The organism is Kibdelosporangium aridum (genome assembly GCF_900176515.1).
In the GTDB taxonomy this organism is placed as follows: Bacteria; Actinomycetota; Actinomycetes; order Mycobacteriales; family Pseudonocardiaceae; genus Kibdelosporangium; species Kibdelosporangium aridum.
On the sequence record NZ_FWXV01000011.1, the window covers coordinates 417466 to 441028 of the forward strand.

Annotated in this window: 23 protein-coding genes and 1 pseudogene; 14 read left to right on the forward strand and 10 right to left on the reverse strand. The window is 65.9% G+C overall.

All coding sequences use genetic code 11. The features are described from left to right. Positions 1-267: 267 nt before the first annotated feature. The 4 genes from B9C43_RS44630 to B9C43_RS44640 form a co-directional block, all read right to left on the reverse strand. Complete coding sequence (locus B9C43_RS44630; RefSeq protein ID WP_084433408.1) at positions 268-1395, reverse strand: glycosyltransferase; 1128 nt, start codon at positions 1393-1395, stop codon at positions 268-270. Between the two features lie 253 nt (positions 1396-1648). Beyond that, entirely contained in the window at positions 1649-1867 is a 219-nt protein-coding gene (locus B9C43_RS56155) for a hypothetical protein (protein ID WP_143447036.1), read from the reverse strand. Beyond that, complete coding sequence (locus B9C43_RS44635; protein ID WP_084433409.1) at positions 1864-2919, reverse strand: fatty acid desaturase family protein; 1056 nt, start codon at positions 2917-2919, stop codon at positions 1864-1866. The genes B9C43_RS56155 and B9C43_RS44635 overlap by 4 nt, the downstream gene beginning before the upstream one ends. A 278-nt stretch (positions 2920-3197) precedes the next feature. Continuing rightward, complete coding sequence (locus B9C43_RS44640) at positions 3198-3734, reverse strand: DUF5994 family protein (RefSeq protein WP_143447038.1); 537 nt, start codon at positions 3732-3734, stop codon at positions 3198-3200. Positions 3735-3826: 92 nt separating this feature from the next. Here B9C43_RS44640 and B9C43_RS44645 point away from each other — a divergent pair, with 92 nt between their 5' ends. Then, complete coding sequence (locus tag B9C43_RS44645) at positions 3827-4468, forward strand: DUF998 domain-containing protein (protein WP_143447039.1); 642 nt, start codon at positions 3827-3829, stop codon at positions 4466-4468. A 12-nt stretch (positions 4469-4480) separates the two neighbouring features. Here the strand turns inward: B9C43_RS44645 and B9C43_RS44650 are convergent, their stop codons facing one another. Then, positions 4481-5602 (reverse strand): glycosyltransferase, encoded by a 1122-nt coding sequence (locus tag B9C43_RS44650; protein ID WP_084433412.1) that lies wholly within the window; start codon positions 5600-5602, stop codon positions 4481-4483. A gap of 359 nt (positions 5603-5961) precedes the next feature. Between B9C43_RS44650 and B9C43_RS44655 the strand changes: the two genes are divergently transcribed. The 3 genes from B9C43_RS44655 to B9C43_RS44660 all read left to right on the forward strand — a co-directional run bounded on the left by B9C43_RS44655 (position 5962) and on the right by B9C43_RS44660 (position 8251). Then, positions 5962-6396 carry a hypothetical protein gene (locus tag B9C43_RS44655; protein ID WP_143447040.1) on the forward strand — a complete coding sequence of 145 codons (435 nt, stop codon included), beginning with the start codon at positions 5962-5964 and terminating at the stop codon, positions 6394-6396. A gap of 337 nt (positions 6397-6733) precedes the next feature. Further along, the gene (locus tag B9C43_RS57890; RefSeq protein WP_200825973.1) at positions 6734-6892 is read left to right on the forward strand and encodes a DUF6307 family protein; all 159 of its coding nucleotides are present in this window, start codon (positions 6734-6736) and stop codon (positions 6890-6892) included. Positions 6893-7075: 183 nt separating this feature from the next. Further along, the gene (locus tag B9C43_RS44660; RefSeq protein WP_143447041.1) at positions 7076-8251 is read left to right on the forward strand and encodes an ATP-grasp domain-containing protein; all 1176 of its coding nucleotides are present in this window, start codon (positions 7076-7078) and stop codon (positions 8249-8251) included. Positions 8252-8419: 168 nt separating this feature from the next. Here the strand turns inward: B9C43_RS44660 and B9C43_RS44665 are convergent, their stop codons facing one another. Further along, entirely contained in the window at positions 8420-8755 is a 336-nt protein-coding gene (locus B9C43_RS44665; protein WP_084433415.1) for a hypothetical protein, read from the reverse strand. A gap of 28 nt (positions 8756-8783) precedes the next feature. Beyond that, positions 8784-8987, reverse strand: a complete 204-nt coding sequence (locus tag B9C43_RS44670; RefSeq protein ID WP_084433416.1) for a hypothetical protein — start codon at positions 8985-8987, stop codon at positions 8784-8786. A 134-nt stretch (positions 8988-9121) separates the two neighbouring features. Here B9C43_RS44670 and B9C43_RS44675 point away from each other — a divergent pair, with 134 nt between their 5' ends. The 5 genes from B9C43_RS44675 (at position 9122) to B9C43_RS44695 (ending at position 14120) form a co-directional block, all read left to right on the forward strand. Continuing rightward, on the forward strand, positions 9122-10330 hold the full coding sequence (locus B9C43_RS44675; RefSeq protein ID WP_084433417.1) for a cation:proton antiporter: 1209 nt from the start codon (positions 9122-9124) through the stop codon (positions 10328-10330). Positions 10331-10357: 27 nt separating this feature from the next. Then, positions 10358-10801, forward strand: coding sequence for a CBS domain-containing protein (locus tag B9C43_RS44680; RefSeq protein WP_084433502.1), 444 nt, complete (start codon positions 10358-10360; stop codon positions 10799-10801). Between the two features lie 10 nt (positions 10802-10811). Continuing rightward, on the forward strand, positions 10812-12101 hold the full coding sequence (locus B9C43_RS44685) for an ArsB/NhaD family transporter (protein ID WP_033383002.1): 1290 nt from the start codon (positions 10812-10814) through the stop codon (positions 12099-12101). A 379-nt stretch (positions 12102-12480) separates the two neighbouring features. Next, positions 12481-12948, forward strand: coding sequence for a GbsR/MarR family transcriptional regulator (locus tag B9C43_RS44690; RefSeq protein ID WP_033383003.1), 468 nt, complete (start codon positions 12481-12483; stop codon positions 12946-12948). Next, positions 12945-14120, forward strand: a complete 1176-nt coding sequence (locus B9C43_RS44695; protein ID WP_084433418.1) for an FAD-dependent monooxygenase — start codon at positions 12945-12947, stop codon at positions 14118-14120. The genes B9C43_RS44690 and B9C43_RS44695 overlap by 4 nt, the downstream gene beginning before the upstream one ends. Here the strand turns inward: B9C43_RS44695 and B9C43_RS44700 are convergent. Genes B9C43_RS44700 through B9C43_RS44710 form a run of 3 tightly spaced genes read right to left on the reverse strand, consistent with a single transcriptional unit; the run spans position 14099 to position 17100 of the window. Continuing rightward, positions 14099-15391 (reverse strand): ArsB/NhaD family transporter, encoded by a 1293-nt coding sequence (locus tag B9C43_RS44700; protein ID WP_200825991.1) that lies wholly within the window; start codon positions 15389-15391, stop codon positions 14099-14101. The two genes, B9C43_RS44695 and B9C43_RS44700, sit on opposite strands and share 22 nt — an antisense overlap. Positions 15392-15393: 2 nt before the next feature. After that, on the reverse strand, positions 15394-15897 hold the full coding sequence (locus B9C43_RS44705) for a CBS domain-containing protein (RefSeq protein ID WP_200825974.1): 504 nt from the start codon (positions 15895-15897) through the stop codon (positions 15394-15396). Between the two features lie 48 nt (positions 15898-15945). Then, positions 15946-17100 carry a PucR family transcriptional regulator gene (locus B9C43_RS44710; protein ID WP_235039218.1) on the reverse strand — a complete coding sequence of 385 codons (1155 nt, stop codon included), beginning with the start codon at positions 17098-17100 and terminating at the stop codon, positions 15946-15948. Between the two features lie 106 nt (positions 17101-17206). Here B9C43_RS44710 and B9C43_RS44715 point away from each other — a divergent pair, with 106 nt between their 5' ends. From B9C43_RS44715 to B9C43_RS44735, 5 genes and pseudogenes are all read left to right on the forward strand, one after another. Next, positions 17207-18154 carry a glycoside hydrolase family 15 protein gene (locus B9C43_RS44715; protein WP_084433419.1) on the forward strand — a complete coding sequence of 316 codons (948 nt, stop codon included), beginning with the start codon at positions 17207-17209 and terminating at the stop codon, positions 18152-18154. Between the two features lie 100 nt (positions 18155-18254). Further along, entirely contained in the window at positions 18255-18683 is a 429-nt protein-coding gene (locus tag B9C43_RS44720) for an NfeD family protein (protein WP_084433420.1), read from the forward strand. Positions 18684-18686: 3 nt separating this feature from the next. Then, a pseudogene (locus B9C43_RS44725) lies at positions 18687-19547 on the forward strand (SPFH domain-containing protein); the annotation flags it as partial. Positions 19548-19893: 346 nt separating this feature from the next. After that, the gene (locus tag B9C43_RS44730) at positions 19894-22620 is read left to right on the forward strand and encodes a helix-turn-helix transcriptional regulator (RefSeq protein ID WP_084433422.1); all 2727 of its coding nucleotides are present in this window, start codon (positions 19894-19896) and stop codon (positions 22618-22620) included. A gap of 101 nt (positions 22621-22721) precedes the next feature. Further along, positions 22722-23471, forward strand: a complete 750-nt coding sequence (locus B9C43_RS44735; protein WP_084433423.1) for an SDR family NAD(P)-dependent oxidoreductase — start codon at positions 22722-22724, stop codon at positions 23469-23471. Positions 23472-23563: the final 92 nt, after the last annotated feature.

The following is a 23563-nucleotide window of genomic DNA, read 5'->3' on the forward strand; positions in this document are numbered from 1 at the left end:
CGACGACGAGCGGCGACTCCTGTCAGGGCCGGGGATCCGGCCTCTCATACCGAGATCGCCGGATCCAACACCGGCGCCGAAATGTCTCGACCAGGTTGACTGTACTCCATATTCACGCTGATCACCGGGCCAAAAGAAATCGTGCGGCCAACGGTGCCCGGCCGCGCGCTCAGGCATCCCGGGACCACGGAAACGGAACAGGCCGCTCCACAAGGGACGGTTAGGAATGCCGCCAGGCACTCGAACCTCTGGTTCGCGGGATCGATGTCACCGTGGGACGCGCGTCGCAGCGATCAACAGGCTGTCGGCGAGCCAGCGATAGCGTTCGGCCACCGCGGGCCACCGCAACTCCGGCGCCAGGGCCGATGCCCTGCCCGTCATGGCCACAGCCAAGCCCGGCTCAGTCAGCACGCGGCGCAATGCCACGCTTGTCGCGGCCGGGTCCTGGTGCGGGATCAAGAGGCCGCAGCCGCCTGCGAGCATCTCGACCGCGTGCGGGAAGCGGGTCGCGACCACCGGCCGTCGCGCGGCGATCGCCTCGACCAACACTCCGGAGGCGACCTGTTCAGTCGAGTCGTAGGGCAACAGCACGACTCTGGCTTGCCGGATCAACTGGCCGAGCGAGTGCGGATCCAGGTACGACGGGATGAAATCGACCAGATCGGCCACGCCCAACGCGGAGGCGTGAGCACGCAGCGAGTCGTAGTACGAACTGCCAGAGCGGGCAAGCACCTTGGGATGCGTCTGCCCGGCGACCACGTATCGGGGTTCGAGGTCTCGCAGGGCAGGTAGTGCCGCGATCGCCGACTCGATGCCTTTGCCGGGCCCGAGCAGGCCCCAGGTGAGGATGGTCGGCCTGGACCTTGCCAGCGCGGCCGTGGCCAGTCCGTCCGCCGGCGCACCGTGTGGGATCACCAGAAGCTTGTCCGGGTCCATCGTGTACCCGTCAAGCAACCGTTGGGCTGCCGCGTCGGACATCGCCACCACGGCGTCGGCCCGCTCGACCACGCGCGTCAGCACCATCCGCTGATGCCTGCTCGGCTGCGCCAGAACGGTGTGCAGTACGACGATCACCGGTACGTCCAGCAGGTCGAGCAAGTCGAGGAGTTCCTCGCCGTCCCGGCCACCGTAGATGTCGTAATCGTGCTGCACGATCGCCACGTCGAACCCGTTGAGCAACTCGGCGGCGATCACCAGACTGCGCGGGGAACCTTTGACCAGGTCGTGCACGACCTCGGCTGGCGCAGGCGATCCGGCTTGGTCGACGACTCTGACCACATCAGCGCAACTGTCCGGCTCCAGCGCGATCAGATGCCGCCGCAACGCCGCGCCGAACGTCGCAACGCCGCATGGAGTAGGAGGATACGTGGTGAGAAAACCATAATTGCCTGCCACATGGCACCTTCCGGAAAATCGGGCGGATCAGGTGGCCGTAGCAGGCGAGATGCTGGACAAGCAGACTGCGACCCGGTGTTTCACTCTCCGGCGAGAGTAACAGCAAGAACGGCAACGGGCGCCGCGAAACTTGCGCGCTGGTCATGGCACCGAGCTCATGGGCTTGACCAGCCTTCGGTCCACAATAGACCCAGAGTGCCGACCGGCACTCTGCTCAGTCATCGTGCTCGCCGAGCACGTCCGCGGCGGACGTCTACCGGGATTCGTTGAAGGGGTCGCGGGGCGGAGGCGTCGTCTGGGCAGCCGGCTCCGGCGGCGGATCGGCAGCTTCGCTGAACAGGTTCTCGCGCGAAAGCCTGCGCTGACTGGCAGGATCGCGCCAGTCAGCCGCCTGATGCGGCTCTGAATGACTGAACAGGTCGTTCTCCGGTGTTGATGTCGAGATGACAGAAAGTCCTTTCAGGGCAGTCATGATGCGGCGTTCGCCAACGCCGTCGGCCGGCGGAGTGCCGCTCCGGCATCATGCAGATGCCGCAGAACTTGGGCGTAGGACGCGAACAGACCACATTGACGGTAGGAAATGCCGTGCCTGGCACAGAAGGCCTGGACGACAGGCTGTGCCCGGCGCAGGTTGACGCGGGGCATGTGCGGGAACAAATGGTGTTCGATCTGGTAGTTCAGGCCGCCGAGCATACCGTCCAGCCACCGTCCGCCGGAGATGTTGCGGGAGGTCAGGACCTGCTTGCGCAGGTGATCCACGTTTTCCTCACGGGTGAGGATGGGCATGCCCTTGTGGTTCGGCGCGAAACAACACCCGAGATAGACACCCATCACGCCCTGATGCACCAGCATGAACAGCACTGCCTGCAGCGGGGACAACACCAGGAACAACGCGGTCAGATAACCCGCGAGAGGCACGGTCAGCAGCATGGCCTCCAGCACCGGACGCTTGACCTCACGGCGGAAAACGGCCTGGATGCCCGCGATGCGCAGGATCACCGCTTCGAGCGTCAGCAGTGGGAAGAACAAGAAGGCTTGGTACTTCGTGATCCATCGGTAGATGCCCTGTTTGGTGCGGGACTGCTCACGGCTGAACGCCAGCGCGGGGATGTCGATGTCCGGGTCGTCGTCCTCGTGGTTGGGGTTGGCGTGATGCCGGTTGTGTTTGGCCACCCACCACTGAAAACTGATCCCGGTGACCGCGCCGTGCAGGTACCCGACGACGTTGTTGCCCCGGCGGGACCGGAAGATCTGGCGGTGCCCGGCATCATGACCGATGAACGCGAACTGGGTGAACACGACCGCGAGGTACACCGCGGTCAGCAACTGCCAATACGAGTCGCCCAGCAGCACGAACGCGATACCGCCTGCCGCGAGCAGCAGCACGTTGATCGCCATCCGCAGCACGTAGTAGCCACGCCGCCTGTCCAGCAGGCCGGCGCGGCCGATTTCTCGCGCCAGGAGCGCGAAGTCACTGCCGCGCCTGGCATCAGCGGGCTGGGTATCGGTCGTCATAGGACGCATTACCTTCCGGAACAATGGAAAAATCGATGGCCTTCGGCAGGCACGGCACAGCGGGGCCGGCTTCTCTGGCTTGTCCCCCTCCGAGAGGGAGAAGTGCCCACACCATCGCTTCCACAGCAAGGCCGCACTGGGCACTACACAGTCTAACGCCGACGATCGCGGATTGGTTCCAACGGGGCCAGTGTGTACACCCGTTGGCAGTCAAACCCGCGAGCGCCGATACTACAGCGTGGGATCCAGACCAGAAATCGTCCACAAAAGACACTACTGGCAAGCCGTCAGTGCTGGGTGGACGCGCCACAGGCGGCCAGGATATGGCGGGACAACCCGTTCTGCGTGCACGCAGCGGCCAGCGCGGTACGTCCGGTGTGTTCATCGGCTTCCGGTGGGACGACCAGCAGGAACAACACCCTGGACGTCATGCCGGTGATCCTGAGGCTGTAGGGGTCCAGACCGGTGAATCCCTCGAGCCGGATGGCGTGACCATCGACGGCGATGTGCCTGGGCAGCAGACCCCAGGTGTCGGGGTTGTACCCGATTCTCCTGACCATGCCCAGCCGCGGGGTGAGCGCACCGATGAGGATGGGCAGCTCAGTCGCCAGCGCAGCCGAACGAGGCCACCACCCACCGTCGAACCGGCTGGGTAACGCCGTGTCGGCTTTGATCATGAGCCGCAAGGACTTCGGCTGCTCGGTCATGTCCGGCTCCGGTCTCCGGCCTGCGACGACAGGACCGGTGTCGGGATCGCCCCGAGGCGACGCCGGCCTGGCTGCGGGCGTCCGGGAACCTTCGGTGACCTCACTGTACGCCCTCATCTGGGCATATTGTGCATGAACCGCGGTTCGCGGCCACGCAGGCAGACGATTTCTTCGATCTTTCACCGCCCGGCACGGACAATGGAGCGGTGATGACAAGTCGCCGATCCGCGCCGTCCGTCGACGTAGCCCGCGCGGACTTGTTCGCCCGGCTGGCGCTGGCACTGCTTGGCGGTGCGCTGCTGGTCACCAGCTACATGACCGCGCTGCTGAGCGGGCAGGTGGACCCGGTGACCGATCCGGTGAGCGACTACGCGTTCCACGGCGCCGGTGGCCCGCTGTTCGTCGTGGCCGTGTTGCTCCTGCTCCTGTCCGGGCTCGTGATACGAGCTGGGATGAACGGCGCCCGGATGCCGCGGCACCGGGCGATAAGCGTCCTCTTCGGACTCTGGTATGCGGGATTGTTGATCTGCGTGGTGTTTCCCGGCGATCAGCTGGTAACCGACCAGACCCTGTCGGGACACCTGCACCGGTTGGGCGGCGCGATGTTGTTCACGTGCCTGCCGCTGGCCTGCTGGATTCTGGCCCGTTCGCTGCTGCCCGACCCGCGTTGGGCGGGTGTTGCCGCGTGGATCCGTCGTTTCGCCGTGACTGTCCTGTCCTGCGCGACGATGTTCGGTGTGGCCCAGCTCGTGCCGTGGCTTCCGAAAGGGCTGCTGGAGCGCGTCGCACTGGGCGCGGAACTAGCGCTGCTGGTCGCACTCGCATTGGCCGTGCGGAGGGCCGCGCGTTGACGGGGGCATGGTCTAGTGGCCTAGCACGCGTTGCCGGGCTGTCAGGCGTTGGTAGAGCGCCAACAGGTGGTCGACCGAGGTGTCGATGGGATACCTCCGTGCGGCTGCGGCGTGGTCGGCGCGGGCGGCTTTCAGCTCGTCAGGGTGCTCGATCAAGTGGTCGATCCGGGCGGCCAGCGCCTGTGGTGATCCCGCGGAGAACCTGAATCGCTCCGACCGGGCTATCCGCGCGGTCCCATCGGTTGCCGACTCGGCGATCAGGCACGGCAGCCCGCAGGCCATCGCCTCGAGTACGCTCATGCATTCCACCTCGATCTCCGCGGTGTGCACGTAGAGGTCAGCGGTGTTGTAGTACGAGATCAGCTCATGCGGTGGCAGGCAGTCGAAGAGTACGGGGTTGGTCAGGCCGCGCGCCTGGTCACGCAGCCGGCTCCGCAGCGGGCCGTCGCCAAGGACCACGAGTTGGATATCCGGTTCGTGCCGCGACCGCCGTACCGCCTCGATCAGCACGTCGTGCCGCTTCTCCGGAGCCAGCCGGCCGACCGACAGGATCACGAACCGGTCGTTCGTGATCCGGTCGGTCGGCCGGTATTCCTCGGGTATCCCATTGGATATCACCGTGGCCGGCCTACGCAGCCCATGACCGCGCAACTCGTGCTCGCCGAACTCACTCGGACAGATCACGTGATCGCAGCGGTTGTACACGCTACGAAGAAAGAAGCGGGAGAGCAGATCCACTGTGGTCTGACTGTGAACACCGATGTTGCGCAGTATGTGCTCGGCGCGAACGTGGAAGGTGGCCACAGTGGGCACTCCGGCCCGCTTCGCCATGGTGATCCCCCGCATCGCCAAAAGGAAGGGAGTGTGCACGTGCACAACATCGGCATCAGCGATTGCCCTGGCCAACGACCGCCGGTCCGGCCACGCCAGCGGCGTGCGCATCTTGGTGATGATCGGCTGGGCGAAGGGCACCCGCAACTCGGGCAGAGCGATCTTGTGCTCGGCCCTCGCCCCGGTGGAGACGACGGTTACGGTATGCCCACGCTCGCGTAGCCGCTCGGTGAAGCGTCGGGTGGAGATCACCGCGCCGGTCGGTGCGTCGTCCCAGGCGTCCAGCAGCATAGCGATGCGCATACTTGCAGTGTCGCAGGAAGCGGACCAACAAACGACATCATGCTGATCGATGGGCGGCGCGGATTGCCCATTCCTCGAGGCGGTTCTACTAAGGACCGATTTGACCCGATGGGTCTCGAGCGGCGCTGCCGCAATGCGCACGAAGTGCTGTCGACAACTCCACGGTACGCCTTCCGGCGGCCGCACCGCCCGGATTCCTGACGACGACAACTCCGCGGTTGACTCGCCCCGCGACACTCTGCCGGCCACACTTCGTAGCGCGTGAAAATACCCTGTGAATGGAGCAATCGGCACGCCATGGTGGCAGGATCAAGCCTGTCGGCAAGCCAGCAGGGCCAACCCACGGAAGGAAGCCCATGATGGGTATCCGTTACACCGGTCCGTATGCGGAGCAGGTTGCGGAACACGAGGGGCAGGCCGCGCGCAAACTCACTGACGGCACGGTCAGCACGGGGTGGACCGAGGAGACCAGCGCACTGGAGGCCTTCATCGCTGCCTGTTCGTGCGGATGGCGCGCGGCAGCGGAACACCCTGCCACCGAAGCGGGCAAGGAAGCGGCAGAAGCACAGTGGAACACCGAACACCTGAGCCCGCTGATCGAGGCCGCCCGTTCCTCCTGGGAGAGCTGGCCGGATGACCTGGCCGGTTTGGCACGGTACGCGCGGGACCGGGTATTGGCCCAGGACAACGCTGAGGCGCTGCGGATCCTCGACCAGATGGTCGCCGACGTCGACTACCGGCGTCGCACCGTTGCCCAGCTGTCGGGACAGCAGGAACGCGGAGCGCAAGAGTAGGGTGCGCAGACGACGCCGCTGGTGGCCTCGTCGGCACGTGGGCGTATGATGGACCTATCGAGAGCATTTCGCGCGTCGGCAGTCGAGCTGACGCCGTCCTCGATATATCCCCATCGGGTCGCGAGGCGGCCGGGACGGAGCACTGACTCGTGTCAGTCTCACCCATGAACTGAGATACCCCGCACGACCCGATGCAGTCTCTGGGCTGACCAATTGCGGTTGCGGATCAGATCGAGCACAGCTGCTCCCGGCACCGTCCACGGAGCCGGTGAACCACGGTCAACCGATCCGGCCGTCAAGCACATCCATCTGCCGTCCGCACGACCGAGGAGACCTGATGACCACTGCTGTCGACTACACGTCCCTTTATGACCAACGCGTCAACCTGGTCAAGGACACACTGAGAAAACACTCGAAGCTCGGTGAGAAGGCTTCGCTCGAACTCGCGGAGCGCATTCTGGACGCACTGGACCACATACCGGAGAAGGTCCGCTGAGCACAGCACGCCTGAATGTCCTCAAAGGACTGGGCGGTGGGCCGCGACATCGCGTCTTGCCATCCCGGTTCCGCCCGCGGGCCATGGTCGGTTCGGCCGGTCCCTTCACTCCACAGGAGATCGTCCATTAGCGTTCCCGTCGAACTGCCGCCTGCTGTCAGTGCTCCTCGCTCTCTCACCAATGTGTACGGCCCGGGCATCGCCGTATGTGCGCGGCCCGAGCTGCCCGCCAGCGAGCGGGCGAGCAGGCATCGGCACACCCGCGACGTGGTCTCCGCACGACCGATTGCTGTCGCGGCTGACACGCCGGTGATCTGCAGTGCCGGCGGCACAGACCCGGACTTGTTGGCGCACTTGCGCGACAGCGGTCTTCCGGTTGGCACAGACCTGCGCGAGTTCCGAAGCGAAGCGGAATTCGCTTGCCGCGTAACGGAAGCGATATCCGATGGTCTGCTCCTGTCGATGGAGTATCCACAGCCGACCGCGTTATGTCCGGACGAGCGCTCGCTCAAGAGCGCGCGCCTCGTCGGTTACTTGAACAACAAGGCCAGCATCACCACGTTGGTCGACCCACGTTTCCAAGCCGACCGCAGCACCGTGACACGCGATCAACTCGCAGCGGCGGCACCAGCGGAGAAGTCCTGGGTGCTCAAGGCCGCGACCAACGACGCACACGGCGGCAGCCTCGACGTGTACCTGCACCGAGCCATGGAGCACATCGAGCTGCCCGGGTTCACCGATGTGCTCGACGAGTTCGTCGTCGAGGAGTACCTGCAGATCCAGCACAACTGGGGACTGCAGTTCTACGTGGGAGCGGACGCACGGGCCCGGTTGCTGGCCGTGACCGAACAACGCGTCGACGTGACCGGCGTCTACGCAGGTGGCAGGTTCGGTGCGGTCACCGATCCGCCTGCCGAACTACTCGCCGAATGCCTGGCGATCACCCAGCGCGCCGCCGACCTCGGCTACCGCGGCCTGTGCAGCCTTGACTGCGCGCGAACCAAGGACGGCAGGCAGGTCGTGCTCGACCTGAACTTCCGGATCACCAGCGGCTCGATCCCGTTGCTGGCCCTGCAGTCCATCCGGCAGGACGCCCTCGACGAGCCCGCTGAATCGGTGAAACTGACGGTGTCCGGGCCGCTCACCGATTTGCTCGACCACGTGCGTCCGGTGCTGGCCGCCGACGGCCTGCTCATCGTTGCCGGTCATGACACGGCACGCACGGACAATCCAGTCCGGCAGAGCACCGTGCAACTGCTGGTGTTCGGCGACGATCCCGACGAGGTGACCGCTCGGCGACGGACGCTGGAAGCGAAAACCGCCGGAAAAGCCAGGCTTGGCCTCAGCGTTTCGGTCTGACGGATCCGGCCACCCGGACTTGCCCATCCGCGGACAGCTCGTCGAGGTCGAGCCGAGGGCAATCGCCTTACGTGACGACCGCCTTGATGAGCTCATAGGACGCGTTCCCGGCAATCCCAGAAGCGATCGCCACCGCGGTGGCTCGCAACGCCCTTTCGATTGGCCGCGCTATACGACTATTGGCGGCTCACCGGGCGCGAGGCCGCGGATGTCGTCATTGTCGAGATCGCGCCAGTCGCTCATCACCTCGACGATCTCGCTGAGCGACCGGTCGAGGTAGTTGCCGGTGGCGTCAACCAGTCGCACAGCGCGAAGCGAAAACCAGTCGATGACGCCGGGAAGGTCGCGGTAGGCCATGAAGCTGACCATCTCCGGCCTTCCCGAGTAGCGCCATCCGGCTCCCACGAAAGGCGCATCCGGCTGCGCCAGCGCCTCGGCGTGCTTGCGCTGTAGGTGTTCCCGCATGTTGTCGAAGGCGCCAGCCCGGAATCGCCACAGCGGCATGCCCGCGACTGACAGAACACCAGGCTGATCAGTGCGCTGCCGTCGTCACTACGGTCGCATCGATCTTTAGCCCGATCGGGCAGCGTATCCCGGGTGTGCCGTGCCAATCCGGCGCGTGGAAACGGGCGTAGGCGGGTCCGTAGCCGCCGGTCAGCAGTTCGACGTCAGCCTCATGATTATCGCGTAGCGGGACCGTCAGGTTGCCGTCGTCGTCTGGGACGTCCGCGGTCATGGGTGACCACAGTCCCGGCGGGCCTGATTTGCTCTCGGCCCGTATTTGCGGCATCTTTACGCGCGGCGTGCCGGGAAGTCTGGTCGGCACCACCCTCCACTGGGGAGTGTGGTTCAACGACAGGGAGCTTCTGCGTGGCGCTGGTGCTCGCGTTTGGTGTCGTACTGCTGATCAGCGTGTCCTTGTCCGGTGTAGCCGCCCGGACGGTCTTGTCGACCGCGTTGATGTTCCTGCTCGCCGGTGCCCTGATCGGGCAAGGCGGGTTCGGGCTGGTCGACATCCCGCCTACTGGTCCGCTGGTGACCGGGTTGGCCGACATTGCCTTGTTCATGGTGCTGTTCACCGACGGACAGCGCGCGAGCCTGCCCGCGTTGAAGGAGGGCTGGCGGCTGTCCGGCCGGGCTCTGGGCTTGGCGATGCCGCTGACCATGATCGGCATAGCGGTGCCCGCCCATTTCCTCGCCGGGCTGGACTGGCCGACAGCGTTGTTGCTTGGCGCGATCCTCTCCCCCACCGACCCGGTGTTCGCCTCCGCGATCGTCGGCCGTGACGACGTGCCACTGCGGCTGCGCAGGCTGCTGAACGTGGAATCCGGCCTCAACGACGGCCTCGCGCTGCCGTTCGTGCTGATCTTCCTGGCCACCGCGAATGGACAGGAATCAGACCTCGGCAAGGTAGGCGTGGAACTCGCGCTCGGCTTGGCGTTCGGCATCGCCATCCCGGCAGTCGTCGCGGTGGCGTGGCGGCTGAAGATCCTCACCGCCGAACCCCGGCTGCAGGCGCTCGGACCACTGGCCATCGCCGTGGCCCTGTTCGCGACCTGCGACCTGACACACGCGAATCCCTACCTGGCCGCGTTCATCGCGGGGTCCACATTGGCCACACTCGACCGGACCGCGGCCCACCACTTCGAGCCGCTCGGTGATCTGCTGTCCGAACTGACGAAGTTCGGTGCGCTGCTGGTGTTCGGAGCGTTGATCACGCCCGAACGCATCTCGCATCTGAGCGTCGGCGACTGGGCGGTAGCGGTGCTGGCCATCCTGCTGGTGCGCCCGGCCACCATGTTGCTGTCCCTGCTACGCACACCGCTACCCAGGCGGGAACGCACCGCGGCGGCGTGGTTCGGGCCCAAGGGGTTCGCTTCGGTGGTCTACGGCCTGCTCGCTCTTCAGGCCGGGATCCCAGCGGGCGAACACGTCTTCGACCTGGTCGCGGTCACCATCGCGCTGTCGATCGTGCTGCATTCCTCCACCGACGTTCCGGTTGCCAAGGCGCTGCGAGTGGAACCACCGGACAACTTGCCGACCGGCGCACGTAAAGACGACGACAAGGAACCTGCATGAGCCGCCTTTCGGCCGTACGCTGTGAATGTGCAAGCACGAGCCATGGCCGAGGAGTATCCGGTCACCAGCTTGGACGCGGACGCACTGGACGCAGCCAGGCTGCTGGGCGAACACCGGATGCCGGGCCTGGTCGTCACCGACAAGGACGGCAAGCCGCATTCGGTGCTGGGTGCCTCCCAGGTGGTGAGGTTCCTGGTGCCGAGCTACGTGCAGGACGATCCGGCGCTGGCCGGGGTGATCGACGAGCAGTTCGCCGACCGGGTCGCCGAGAAACTGTCCGGTCACACCGTGCGCGAACTGCTGCCGAAGGAACGGCCGGAACTGGCTGTCGCGGAGGCGGACGACACGATCATCGAAGTCGCCGCGGTCATGGCACGAATGCGTTGTCCCTTGGTCGCTGTGGTCGAGAACGACAGGATCGTCGGCGTGATCACCGCGTCCCGGCTGCTGGAGCACGCCCTGCCACGGTGAGGAGCGCCCGGTGATCGCCGTCGCGGTCACCGTGTTCGTGGTGGCCTACATCCTCATCGCGACCGAGAAGGTCCATCGCCTGATGGCCGCGCTCGGCGGCGCCGCCGTCCTGCTGGCGCTCGGTGTAGTCGGTTCCGAAGACGCCTTCTACTCCCACGAGACCGGCATCGACTGGGACGTCATCTTCCTGCTGCTCGGAATGATGGTCATCGTTGGTGTGCTGCGGAAAACCGGTGTCTTCGAATACGTCGCCATCTGGGCGGCCAAACGCGCGGGCGGCTCACCGCTGCGCGTGATGATCCTGCTCGTCCTGATCACCGCGATCGCGTCCGCGTTCCTCGACAACGTCACCACGGTGCTGTTGATCGCCCCGGTCACACTCCTGGTGTGCGAACGGCTCGCGGTGAACCCAGTGCCGTTCTTGATCGCCGAAGTCCTCGCGTCCAACATCGGCGGGGCCTCGACCCTGATCGGCGACCCGCCCAACATCATCATCGCCAGCCGGGCAGGGTTGTCGTTCAACGACTTCCTGATCCACATGGCGCCGATCATCGTGGTCGAGTTGATCGTGTTCACCCTGATCCTGCCGCTGTTGTTCCGCGGCTCGTTCACCGCCGACCCCGACCGGGTCGCCGGAGTGATGGCACTCAACGAGAAGGAAGCGATCCGCGATTCACGGTTGCTGATCAAATGCGGTGTCGTGCTGCTGGCCGTGTTCATCGGCTTCGTGGGCCACTCCGCCTTCCACATCGAGCCGTCCGTGGTCGCGCTGCTCGGCGCCGGTCTGCTGGTACTGGTCTCCGGCCTGCGCCCGAAGGACTACATGCCCAGCGTGGAATGGGAAACCCTGCTGTTCTTCGCGGGCTTGTTCATCATGGTCGGCGCACTGGTCAAGACGGGTGTCATCGGCCACCTCGCCACCCTGGCCACCGACGCCACCGGCGGTGATGCGCTGCTCGCCGTAATGCTCATCCTTGGTGTCTCCGCGGTGCTGTCGGGCGTGATCGACAACATCCCTTACGTGGCCACCATGAGCCCGCTGGTGCAACAACTCGCGGCAGGAGTAGCCGACCCGGCCCAGTCCCAGGCACTGTGGTGGTCACTCGCACTCGGCGCGGACCTCGGCGGCAACGCGACGGCGGTCGGCGCCAGCGCCAACGTCGTCGTCCTGGGCATCGCCGCCCGAGCCGGATCACCGATCAGCTTCTGGGAGTTCACCAAGAAAGGCATCATCGTCACGGCGATAACAATCCTGATCGCCGCGCCGTACCTCTGGCTTCGTTACTTCGTCTGGCCGTGACCAGGCGCTACCATTTCGGTCACGGTCATCGAAGCCCTGCACTGAACGGCTCACGCTATGCCTGAAATCGTCTTCCCGCTCATCCTGATCGGCGCGTTCGTGCTGATCGCTCTCGCACTGCGGGCGATCGAGAAAAAAGGACACTAGATCACCGCTGCCCGCACGCTGGGAGTTGTCCGAAAGGATCAATCCCGGCGTAGTAGTGGCGGCAGCAACCAGCCTGCATTCGGTCACGGCACCTCGGGCCAGATGACGTTGCCCAGCTTGTGGGGCCGACGGTGCCCTCCTCTTCTCCTGTCAGCGCCTCACGCTGCGTCAAGGAACACCAGACCAGTGACATCACTTGCTATCAGTTTCACAATGTTGTGAAATAGCTAGCATGACGCCTGGCCGCGACGAGCTGCTGAACTGGGTGGAACGGGTGAGCATGTACCTGGCCGCTGAGGGGGTTCCGCCCATGGCGGGGCGCATCCTGGGCTGGCTCATGGTGTGCGACCCACCTGAGCAATCCGCCGGTGAGATCTGCGAAGCCATCGGCGCGAGCCGGGCGTCATTGACGACCAACATGCGAGTACTGATCACCATGGGGTTCGTCGTACGGAGCAGCCGTCCCGGCCAGCGCACGGCGTTCTACCGAGTCGACCGGAACGCATGGGAACGAGTGGTCCAGCGGCAAATCGACGGCATGACTGCCTTTCTCGACATCACCCGTGACGGGCTGGACATGTTCGGCGCTCGCAACGCACGAGCCGAACGGATACGCGAGGCCCAGGAAGTCTTCGACTGGATGGCCAAGGCATTCGACAACGCCCCGCCACCTCCCTCAACCACAAGGAAGAACCGATGACCCGGTCAGCCATCATCGTCGGCGGCGGTATCGGCGGACTGGCCACCGCCATCGCCCTCCAGCGGATCGGCTGGACCGCCACCGTTCTGGAACGTGTACCGGCCATCGCCGAGGTCGGTGCTGGTTTGTCCCTGTCCCCCAACGCGGTGCGCGCACTTGATGCTCTCGGGCTGGGTGATCGGGCTCGGGCAATCGGCATGCCCACCTGGGCGACACACAATCTGCGTACCACCGACGGCGGGCACCTGCTTCACCCGCCGGCGGCTGGTACTCCGCCATTGATCGCGATCCGCCGAGCGCGCCTGCACGACCTCCTGCTCCAGGCAGTTCCGGCGAGCTGGCTACAAACGGGAATCGAGGTGACCGACGTCCATCAGGACGATCACAGCGTGACCGTCACTCACTCCGCCGGAGAACTGACCGCCGATCTCGTGGTAGCCGCCGACGGGATCCACAGCCCGATCCGGCAACAACTGTTCCCCGGCACAGTCCCGCGTTTCCTGCACTACACCGCCTGGCTGGGTCTGCTGAACACCAGCGCCTTCAAGGACGTTGACTTCATCGGCAGCATGACGAGCGGACGCGGACGCTACTTCCTCATCCATCCGGTTGCGCAAGACCAAATCTACTGGGCATTGGGCACCGCGGCCGACGCGCCAGCGATCCGTCACGACGACGAGCGGCTCGCGGCACTGCGCCTCGTCGGCGACTGGCACGACCCGATCCCCCGTCTGGTCGACGCGACTCCGGCGACGGACATCCGCCGTGTGGACATCCACGAGGTCCCGCGCCTACCCACGTACGCCGCCGGACGAGTCGCGTTGCTGGGCGACGCCGCACACGCCATGAGTCCCGATCGCGGGCAAGGCGCCGCTCAGTCCATTGAGGACGCGGTCACGCTGGCCGCCGCACTCACACGGACACCCGATATCCCCGAGGCATTTCGCCACTACGACCAGGAACGACGACCACGAACCCAGAGAATCGCCCGCGACGCGCGCCGCACCGGCCGCCAAATGACCGGCAGCGGCATCACCGCGACACTGGCCACCAACGGTCTACTTCGGATGATTCCATCGTCGACATGGCACCGCATACTCCCCCGCGCCATGGCTCCACTGTGGGCGTGGCAGCCGCCAGATCTCGGGGGTCACGCCGCGAAGGCGAAGTAGCGCAACCACACGTACGCCGTCGAGATCAGGATGGTGACGAACGCGACCACGAGTCCGTACTTGGTGAACTGCCAGAACGAAATGCGGTGCCCCGACCGTTCCGCCAGGCCGAGCATCACGACGTTCGCCGACGCGCCGACAGCCGTTGCGTTGCCACCAAGATCCGCGCCTAGCGCCAACGACCACCACAACACCTGCGCCGAATCACCACCGTTGGCTTGTACCAGGTCGGCGACGACTGGGCTCATGGTGGCCACGTAGGGGATGTTGTCGACGATCGCGGAGATCCCCGCCGACGCCCACAGCAAGACCCCGGACGCCAGCATCAGCCGCCCTTCGGTCGCCTCGGTGGCGGATTTCGCCAGCGTGTCGATGACTCCGGTGTTCACCAACGCACCGACCATCACGAACAGCCCGGCGAAGAACACCAGCGTCGGCCACTCCACGTCCTTGGCCACCGATTCCGCGTTCAACCCCGACAACGCGAGCAGCACCAGCCCGCCGATCAAGGCGACCACAGAGGGCTCAAGGTGCAGAACGGTGTGCAGCACGAATGCCACCGTCACGGCGGCAAGCACCACCAAGCTGATGACCAGCAGCCGCACATCACGTATCGCGTCCCGCTCACGCAGAGCCATCACTGCCTCCGCGCGCTCCGGATTGGCCACGAAAGCGCGGCGGAACAGCCACCGGCACAGCCCGATGAACACCACCATGAGGACCACGACGATGGGAGCCAGATGGATGAGGAAGTCGTTGTAGGACAAACCCGCCCGGCTTGCGATGATGATGTTCGGCGGATCGCCGACAAGCGTCGCGGTGCCGCCGATGTTCGACGCGAGCACCTCAGCGATCAAGTACGGCGCCACCGGTACCGCAAGTCGTTCGCACACCAACAATGTAACGGGCGCGACCAGCAGCACGGTCGTGACGTTGTCCAGCACAGCCGAGGCGACCGCCGTCACCACCACCAGCAGCACCATTACTCGGAATGGACGTCCACGCGCGCGTTTTGCTGCCCAGATGGCGACGAACTCGAAAGCGCCGGTGCGCTGCAGCACCACGACGATGAGCATCATCCCCAACAGCAGGAAGATGACGTTCCAGTCCACACCGGACTCTTCGGAGAAGAACGCGTGCTCGGCGTTCGTCGCGCCGAGCACCAGCATCAGCACGGCGCCGCCCAAGGCGGCCGCGACGCGATGGACCTTCTCCGTGGCAATCAGAATGTAGGCGACCGTGAAAACAACGATCGCCAGCCAGGCGACCACGGTCACTGGGCAAGCACCCGGTCCAGCAGCGAGTCAAGCGTGATCGCACCTTGCAGGACACCATCGGATTCCGCCACCGCGACAAGAGGAACACGCGTCCGCGCCATCACAGCGGCTACCTCGAGGACCGTCGCATCTGGATGGACTACCGGCAGTTCGGGACGCTCACCCGGGAGAGATTCCTGGACGGTCCGCTCTCCCAGACCACGGAGGAACACGTCCGCGGCAGCCTCGTCAATGACTCGGGCGAGGTTGGGGTCGTCCTGGCAGTAGTGCGGCACCGCCAGCCGCAACACCTGTGTGCCCGCGAGGATCGTCCACGGTGCACCACGGTCGTCGACCACGATCAGGCCTGGCAGGTCTTGGCCAGCCAGCAACCGCGCGGCTTCGATGACGGGTGTATCAGGCCGGACAGTCGGATAGCTCGACGCGAGTTCATGAGCACGCAACAGGAACACCTTCCCGCGGTCGGCAGCAACTACATCGCCGACCAGGCTTCCCGGCACACCTGCGGAGTACCTTAACCGATGCGGTCCACTCGAGCGCGACGAATCTCAGACCTGCAGTGGCCGCTCGGGCCAGTTCAGCAACCGCGCACCGAGAATCGCGGCCTCGAGGGTGAAGCGCTGCGCGGGGTCTCGTGGGTCCTGTCCGGTGAGCTGTTTGATCCGGTCGAGTCGATAGGTCAGGGCTCGAACGCTCAGGTACAGACGCCGAGCCGCCGCGGTGGCGTTGTCCCGTTCGGCGAAGTAGGCCGCCAGCGTCGCCAGTAGCGGTTGTGCACCGCCACGGACCTGATCGAGCGGGCCCAAGACAGTACCGACCAGGTCGATGATCGCCGCTCGGTCCCGGAACAGCACCTGGAACACCAGCAGGTCCGTGGCCTTCAGCACGCGGGTGTCCAAGCCCAACGACGCCGCGAGTTCGAGCGCGCCACGAGTTTCCTCGTAGGAGCGAAGGATCCCGCCCGGGCCGGGGTGGGGCCTGCCGACCGCGACCTGCCACGTCTGGCGCACGCCCAGGACGACATCCAGGTGACGGGCGAATTCCGCCGGCACGCCGGCGAGTGATCCGGGTGCGATGCACACCAGAAGCCCTTGTTTGGTCGTCACCAGGACTTCGCGTGTGTCGAACTGCCGCAGCAGAAGCGATTCGATGCGGCGAGTGACCGCGTCACCGTCGGTGAACGGCTCGTCTGCCTTCGCTGCCGTGACAACGTACGTACCCGCGAGGCGAAATCCGAAGCGCTCGGCCCGTTCGGCAAGGCGGCCCAAGTCGCTGCGGCCGTAGAACAGATCATCGATGAATTCGCGCCGCTCGGCCTCCTGTTGGCGCAGCGTCGACCGCTGCGCCTCGTCGTACCCGTCGGCCAGTGCCACCACGGCATCGTCCGCGGCGCGCAGAATCGCTTCGGCGATCCTGGCGATCTCGCGCTTGTCCGAGGCCGACGCGACAGCGGGGAGCTCCCGCCACACCAGCCAGTTCGCGCTGAGGTAGAGATCGACGAGCGAACGCAGGGGAATGCCCTGTTCGGCCGCGCTCGCGCCAAGCGCACGGCGTGATTCCAGTTCGTCACGCGCCAGCCTGCGCCCGGTCACGCTCACCGCGTCCAGCATCTCGATGTATCCGGCCAGGTATTCCGAGGAGACGCCACCGGCATCCTGGGCGGCACGTCTGGTGACGGCGGGGACGTCGACTCGGTCGGTCACGATGAGAACCTCCTTCGTTGTTGCCGGTATCCGGCAACCAACTGGCCTTGACCGTAGCCGGAACAGCGCCTAGTCCGCCGCGCGGGCCGCGGCGACCATCGAACCCGTGCGTCCTGCGACTACTCCACTGCCCGCCGCCGACCACGGGCTCATCGGCGACGGCCACGAATGGGCCCTCGTCGGCCGGGACGGCTCGATCCGTCATATGTCCGTCTCGCAAGACGGAGACGCGCTTGTCGTCGACGACCAGAGCTTCGTGATCACCGTTGAGCACCTCCACGGCAGCAGGCAGTACTACTTGCCAGACACCAATGTCCTGGTCACCGAGATGCACGGCCCGGCCGGCGTGGTGGAGGTGACCGACGCCTTCACTGTGCGTCCTCCTGCAGACCGCATCGGCGAACCTCCAGTCCCCCGTGGAGAGCTGTTGCGATACCTCCGTGTGCTGGAAGGTCACGTCACCCTGTGCGTGGAAAGCACCTTTCACGTGATCACCGACCGGCAGTTGGGGGCACCAATCACCGTGGCGGCGGGCGAGGATCTGTGGTTTCTGCTGCGCTGGAACGACAGTTGCCCGCCCTTCCCACCTGAGCGCCTGATCGACGACACGGCCGCCGCGTGGCGACGTTGGACCGACGCGATCACGTATCAAGGTCCGCACGACCACATGGTCCGCCGATCCGCCTTGCTGTTGCAGGGAATCAGCCGTTCCGGGTCTGCTGAAGCGGCAGCCGCCTTCCACGCGATCGGCTTGGTCGATGAGGCCGACGGCGGCGACAACGCCTTCCGCAGTCAACCGTTCGAACCGTTGCGAGAAGGGCACTGTGCTCTTGTGCGCTATGGCTACCTACTCGTCGAGAACCTGCTCGGCCAAGGCTTGGTCGAGCAAGCCGACATGCTGTACGAGGCACTCAGCGCCACAGCGAACTCCCTTGGCCTGCACGGCGAACGCACCAACCCGGCGACCGGGCGGATCCTGGATTGCTTCCCAGCACCCGCTACGCACGTCGCAGCGATCAGCAGCGCTGTCGCGCTGACCAAAGCGGCGCGTTGATTGCCGGGTTCCGGCAACCAAACAGCCGTCAGTGTGGCCGTGTGACCACCTTGTTCAACCGGATCCCACGCACGACCATGGAGCACAGGGAGGCGTCGCCATGGACGAATGGGTCATCTGGCTGATCTTCGCGGTGGTACTGGTCGTCGCCGAGATCTTCACCCTCACTGCCGCACTCGGCGTACTGGGCGCGGCCGCGCTCGTCACCGCCGTGTCCGCCGCGTTCCTGCCACTGCCCTTCCAGCTCATCGTCTTCACCGCCGCGGCGACAGCGGGTGTGATCCTTATCCGGCCGATCGCGTTGCGGCACATGCACAGGCCCCAACTCGAACGGTTCGGAGTGGACGCTCTGGTCGGCAAACCCGCCTACGTCCTCGAAGAAGTAACCGGCCTCGGCGGCCGGGTCCGGATCGGTGGCGAGGAATGGACCGCCCGCGCCTACGACGAAACCTTGGTCATCCCCAAGGGAACCGTCGTCGACGTGATGGAGATCAGCGGCAGCACGGCACTTGTCTACCCACGGGAGTGAACCATGGAAATCTCAGCTCTGCTCATCGCGGGACTCGTACTGGCCGTACTCGCGATCTTCACCGTCCTGCGCGCCGTCCGGATCGTCCCGCAGGCACGTGCCCGCAACGTCGAGCGGCTCGGCCGCTACAACCGGACCTTGCAGCCAGGCTTGAACTTCGTCATCCCGTACATCGACAGAGTCTATCCAGCGATCGACCTGCGCGAGCAGGTCGTCTCCTTCCAACCGCAGCCGGTGATCACCGAGGACAACCTGGTCGTCGAGATCGACACCGTCCTGTACTTCCAGGTCACCGACCCACGCGCCGCCTCGTACGAAATCGCGAGTTACCTGCAGGCGGTTGAACAGCTGACCGTCACGACACTGCGCAACGTCGTCGGCTCCATGGATCTTGAGCAGACGCTCACATCCCGCGACACCATCAACAGCCAGCTGCGCGGAGTCCTCGACGAAGCCACCGGCAAATGGGGTATCCGCGTCAACAGGGTTGAGATCAAAGCGATCGACCCGCCCAGAACCATCAAAGACGCGATGGAAAAGCAGATGCGCGCCGAACGGGACAAGCGTGCCGCCATCCTCAGCGCCGAAGGTCAGCGGCAATCCCAGATCCTCACCGCCGAAGGCGACAAGCAGGCCGCGGTCCTGCGCGCGGAAGGCAACCGGACAGCCGAGATCCTGAAGGCCGAAGGGCAAGCCCGCGCGATCGACCAGGTCTTCCAAGCCGTGCACCGCAACGACCCCGACCCGAAACTCCTGGCCTACCAATACCTCCAGACGCTGCCGCAACTAGCCCAGGGACAAGGCAACACGTTCTTCGTCATCCCGAGCGAGGTCACATCGGCACTGTCCGGGATATCCAAGGCGTTCACCGAAGCACTGCCGAAGTCATCAGCCACCCGCGACATCGCGGCACCGGACGGCCTTGCCGAACAAGCAGCCGACGACGCCGCACGCGCTGCCGAAGCGGCTGCTGAAGCCGTGGCCGACGCGGCGGAAGCCGACACAAGCAGACCATTGCCGTCCACGATCAACAGTCAGAAACAGCAGGCATGACGTCCAGTGAACGGACGTACGCACAAGACCAGCAGGCGCGGCCCTGCGTCACGCCCGCGACAACCTGAGCTGGGATTACCGCTGCATCCGGGTGGGCGCGCCAGGATCGATCCCACGCACGATTTCCGCACGGTTCCAGCAGCTAGGCTCTGGTGCCATGTTGGTCGGCCGGGATGGGGAACGGGACCACGTCGAGCGATTACTGGGGCAGGCGTCTTCCGGTCGCAGCGCGGCGCTGGTCATCCGAGGCGAGGCGGGGATAGGCAAATCCGCGCTACTTGATCATGCCGTGGCCACGGCTCACGGCATGCGCGTGTTGCGCGGCGTCGGCATCGAGTCCGAGGCCGAACTGGCGTTTGGTGCTCTGCACTTGCTGCTGTATCCGCATCTGGATCGGCTTGACGTGCTGCCGGGCCCGCAAGCAGCCGCATTGCGGGCCGCGTTTGGGCTGAGTGACAGCACGGCGACCAACCCTTTCCTGATCGGTGCGGCGACGCTGACGTTGCTCGCCGAGTTGGCGGCGGAGAAGCCGTTGTTGTGTCTGGTCGACGACGCGCAGTGGCTGGATCGCGGGTCGTCGGACGCGTTGCTGTTCGCCGCTCGCCGGTTCCAGGCGGACCCGGTCGCGATGCTGTTCGCGGTCCGCGACACGGCAGTACCGTTTCACACACCTGGCATCGAGGAGTTGCGGCTGCCGGGCTTGTCGTCGGACGCGGCGGCCGGTTTGCTCGATCACAGCAGCCCTGGGTTGACAGCGCCGATGCGTGCACGGGTCTTGGAGGAGGCCAACGGGAACCCGCTCGCGTTGCTCGAACTCGGTGCGGCACGTCTGGCCGCGCAGCGTGAGGGCCGTGCGGAGCCCGCGCACCAAGTCGGCCCGTTGCCAGTCACACGCCGAGTGCAGGAGACGTTCCGCGAACAGATCGTCAGCCTGCCCGAGGCGTCCCAGTCCATCCTGCTGGTCGCCGCGGCCGACCGCTTCGCCGGGATGGACACGGTGCTGTCCGTCGCCCGTGCCGTCGGTGCGGACATATCCGACCTGGACGCGGCCGAACGCACAGGTCTGATCAGCGTGTCGGACGGGGAGTTGGCGTTCCGGCATCCGCTGGTGCGTGCCGCCGCCTATCAGTGCGCCACCCACCACCAGCGGATCGCGGTCCACCGGGCATTCGCCGACGCACTCACCGCCCCGGACGTCCTCGACCGTCGTGCCTGGCACCTCGCGGCGGCCACCACCGAGCCCGACGAGGCCGTGGCCGCCGAGCTGGAACGGACCGCGCTACGGGCAGAACGCCGCGGCGGGGCCATGGCCGTGTCCGCCGCGTACGACCGCGCAGGCCGGTTGAGCGTGGATCCCGAGCTCAAGGCGCGTCGTATCGCCAAGGCCGCGCTTGCCGCCTACGACGCGGGCAAACCCGACCGCGCGGCGCGCCTGGCTGTCGAAGTCACGTCCCTCACCACCGAGGTGAGCGTCATCGCGGAGGTGACGTTGCTGCGTGGCCAGATCGAATACGAGCGGACGTCCCCCGAAGCGGATGCCGCGCTCGCGTCCGAGGCAGCACGGTTGATCATGGACAGTGACCCTGAACGAGCGGTCGTCATGTTGACCGAGATGATGTGCGCCGGCCGGGACGCGGGCGCTCTGCCCCTGGTCGCCGAGGGCGGACGGCTGATGGCCGAGTTGCGGCTGCGGCCGGAGTCCACCGTGCGTGCCTCCGCCGACGCGCAGATCAGCTGGGGAGATCTGCTGAGCGGCAGGCCGGAGAACGCCGTTGGACCGCTCCGCGCCATGATCAAGGCCGGTCGCGAGGACGACGACGGGGACCTCGTGCACCGGGTCGTGGCCGGGTTCAGCGGGCTGATGCTGGCCGAGGACGAAGCGGCCATCGCGGTGATGGAGATGCTTCTGGCAGAAGTCCGAGCCAGCGGTGCGTTGACTTGGATTCCGTACGCGCAGGAGGTCGTCGCGTTGGCCCAGGCGCTGCGCGGTGACTTCCTCACGGCGCAGACTTGCCTGGCTGAGGCAGTGGCGCTCAGCACCGAGTTCGGGATGAACATGGAAGTCGCAGTGCTGCGGGCGACGTCCGTGTGGCTGGCCGCGGTGATGGGTGACGAACCGCGATGCCGTGAACTGGCCGCCGAGGTGCTACCGGTTCTCGAGGGACGGCACGCCGTCGGCACTGCGGTGACGTACTGGGGCCTTGGCCTGCTCGATCTCGCTGCGGGACGGTATCGCGCGGCGTTCGATGCGCTGTACGCCGCGTGCGTGAGTCCTGCCAAGTACGACTTCCCCATCCGCGCGGTCGCGGATCTGGTGGAGGCGGCGGTTCGCGACGGCAACCCCGACCGGATCGCCGATCAGTTCACGCAGTTCGAACGGTGGGCTGTGCACGTGGACAGTCCGGTCGCGACGGCGTTGCTACGGCGCTGCCAGGCGATGCTCGAGGACTCGGAGGAACACTACCGGGCCGCGCTCGACCTGTACGCCAAGCACGGCGGCCGATTCGACCAGGCCAGAACCCAGTTGCTCTACGGCGAATGGCTACGCCGCAGACGCCGCCGCAGCGAGGCACGAGCTGAGCTGGACGCCGCGCTGACCGGGTTCAAGCGGATGGGCGCGTTGACGTGGGAAGCGCGCGCGACGAGCGAACTCACCGCGCTGGGTGAGCGCCCGACGCTCGAGCCAGTCGCCGACGACCCGCTGAAGAACCTGACGCCGCAAGAGGTGCAAGTCGTTCGACTGGCGGCGACCGGGTTGAGCAACAAGGAGATCGGCGCGCAACTGTTCCTCAGCCCGCGCACGATCGGCCACCACTTGTACCGCGCTTACCCGAAACTGGGTGTCACCAGACGGATCGAACTGGCACAGCTGGGACTCGAATGACTTAATCGCCGCCTCCGGCGAGGAGTCGTACGCCAGTCACGTGACCGATGTGAACCGATGTGCCCAGGCCATAGCTTCTCTGGCAACGAAAGGAGAAGCCAATGATGCTGGAGAACAAGACCGCGGTGATCTACGGCGGCGGCGGCTCGATCGGTGGCGCGATGGCCAGTGCCTTCGCCGCCGAGGGCGCGCGGGTCTTCCTGACCGGCCGGACACCGGCGAAGCTCGAGACGGTCGCGGACAGAATCCGCACCGCGGGCGGTCAGGCCGAGACCGCCGTGGTCGACGCGCTGGACGCGTCCGCGGTGAACGACCACATCGACGCCGTCGTGGAGAAGACCGGCAGCGTGGACATCTCGATCAACCTGATCGCCCAGGAGGCGATCTTCCAGCCTCTTGCCGACATCTCGACGTCAGACTTCGTCGCGGCCATCGCCAAAGGCCTGACCACGCAGCTGATCACCACGAAAGCGGCGGCCCGGCACATGGTCAAGCAGGAGTCCGGAGTGCTGCTGTTCTTCGGCGGGTCGGACAACGCGAACACCAGCCCCAGCCTCGGCAACGTGCAGGTCGGCATGGACGCCATCGAATCGCTGCGCAGGCAGTGGGCGGTGGAGCTGGCGCCGCACGGCATCCGCACGGTGACGCTGCTGACCGGCGGCATCGTCGACACCTTCCCGGACACTCCCGAATGGGCCGGCGCCAGGCAGAGCATCACTGACGCGTCGCCGCTCAAGCGTGCCGCGACGATGGCCGACGTGGGCAATGTCGCCGCTTTTGTCGCGTCGGACAAGGGCCGCAGCATCACCTCGACCCAGGTCAACATCTCCGTCGGCGCGTGCTACGGCTGACGGTCCCGCCAAACGGACGCGAAAGCCCTCTGATCTGACGGTTTACCCAGGTCAGAGGGCTATCTCGGGATAGTAGGGACGAGCGACCGCTG

Coding starts and splice junctions, on each gene's coding strand:
- B9C43_RS56155 (WP_143447036.1), bottom strand. CDS start 1,867: ATGACTGCCCTGAAAGGACTTTCTGTCATCTCGACATCAACACCGGAG.
- B9C43_RS44635 (WP_084433409.1), bottom strand. CDS start 2,919: ATGCGTCCTATGACGACCGATACCCAGCCCGCTGATGCCAGGCGCGGC.
- B9C43_RS44640 (WP_143447038.1), bottom strand. CDS start 3,734: ATGAGGGCGTACAGTGAGGTCACCGAAGGTTCCCGGACGCCCGCAGCC.
- B9C43_RS44645 (WP_143447039.1), top strand. CDS start 3,827: ATGACAAGTCGCCGATCCGCGCCGTCCGTCGACGTAGCCCGCGCGGAC.
- B9C43_RS44650 (WP_084433412.1), bottom strand. CDS start 5,602: ATGCGCATCGCTATGCTGCTGGACGCCTGGGACGACGCACCGACCGGC.
- B9C43_RS44655 (WP_143447040.1), top strand. CDS start 5,962: ATGGGTATCCGTTACACCGGTCCGTATGCGGAGCAGGTTGCGGAACAC.
- B9C43_RS57890 (WP_200825973.1), top strand. CDS start 6,734: ATGACCACTGCTGTCGACTACACGTCCCTTTATGACCAACGCGTCAAC.
- B9C43_RS44665 (WP_084433415.1), bottom strand. CDS start 8,755: ATGCCGCTGTGGCGATTCCGGGCTGGCGCCTTCGACAACATGCGGGAA.
- B9C43_RS44670 (WP_084433416.1), bottom strand. CDS start 8,987: ATGACCGCGGACGTCCCAGACGACGACGGCAACCTGACGGTCCCGCTA.
- B9C43_RS44690 (WP_033383003.1), top strand. CDS start 12,481: ATGACGCCTGGCCGCGACGAGCTGCTGAACTGGGTGGAACGGGTGAGC.
- B9C43_RS44695 (WP_084433418.1), top strand. CDS start 12,945: ATGACCCGGTCAGCCATCATCGTCGGCGGCGGTATCGGCGGACTGGCC.
- B9C43_RS44720 (WP_084433420.1), top strand. CDS start 18,255: ATGGACGAATGGGTCATCTGGCTGATCTTCGCGGTGGTACTGGTCGTC.
- B9C43_RS44730 (WP_084433422.1), top strand. CDS start 19,894: ATGTTGGTCGGCCGGGATGGGGAACGGGACCACGTCGAGCGATTACTG.
- B9C43_RS44735 (WP_084433423.1), top strand. CDS start 22,722: ATGATGCTGGAGAACAAGACCGCGGTGATCTACGGCGGCGGCGGCTCG.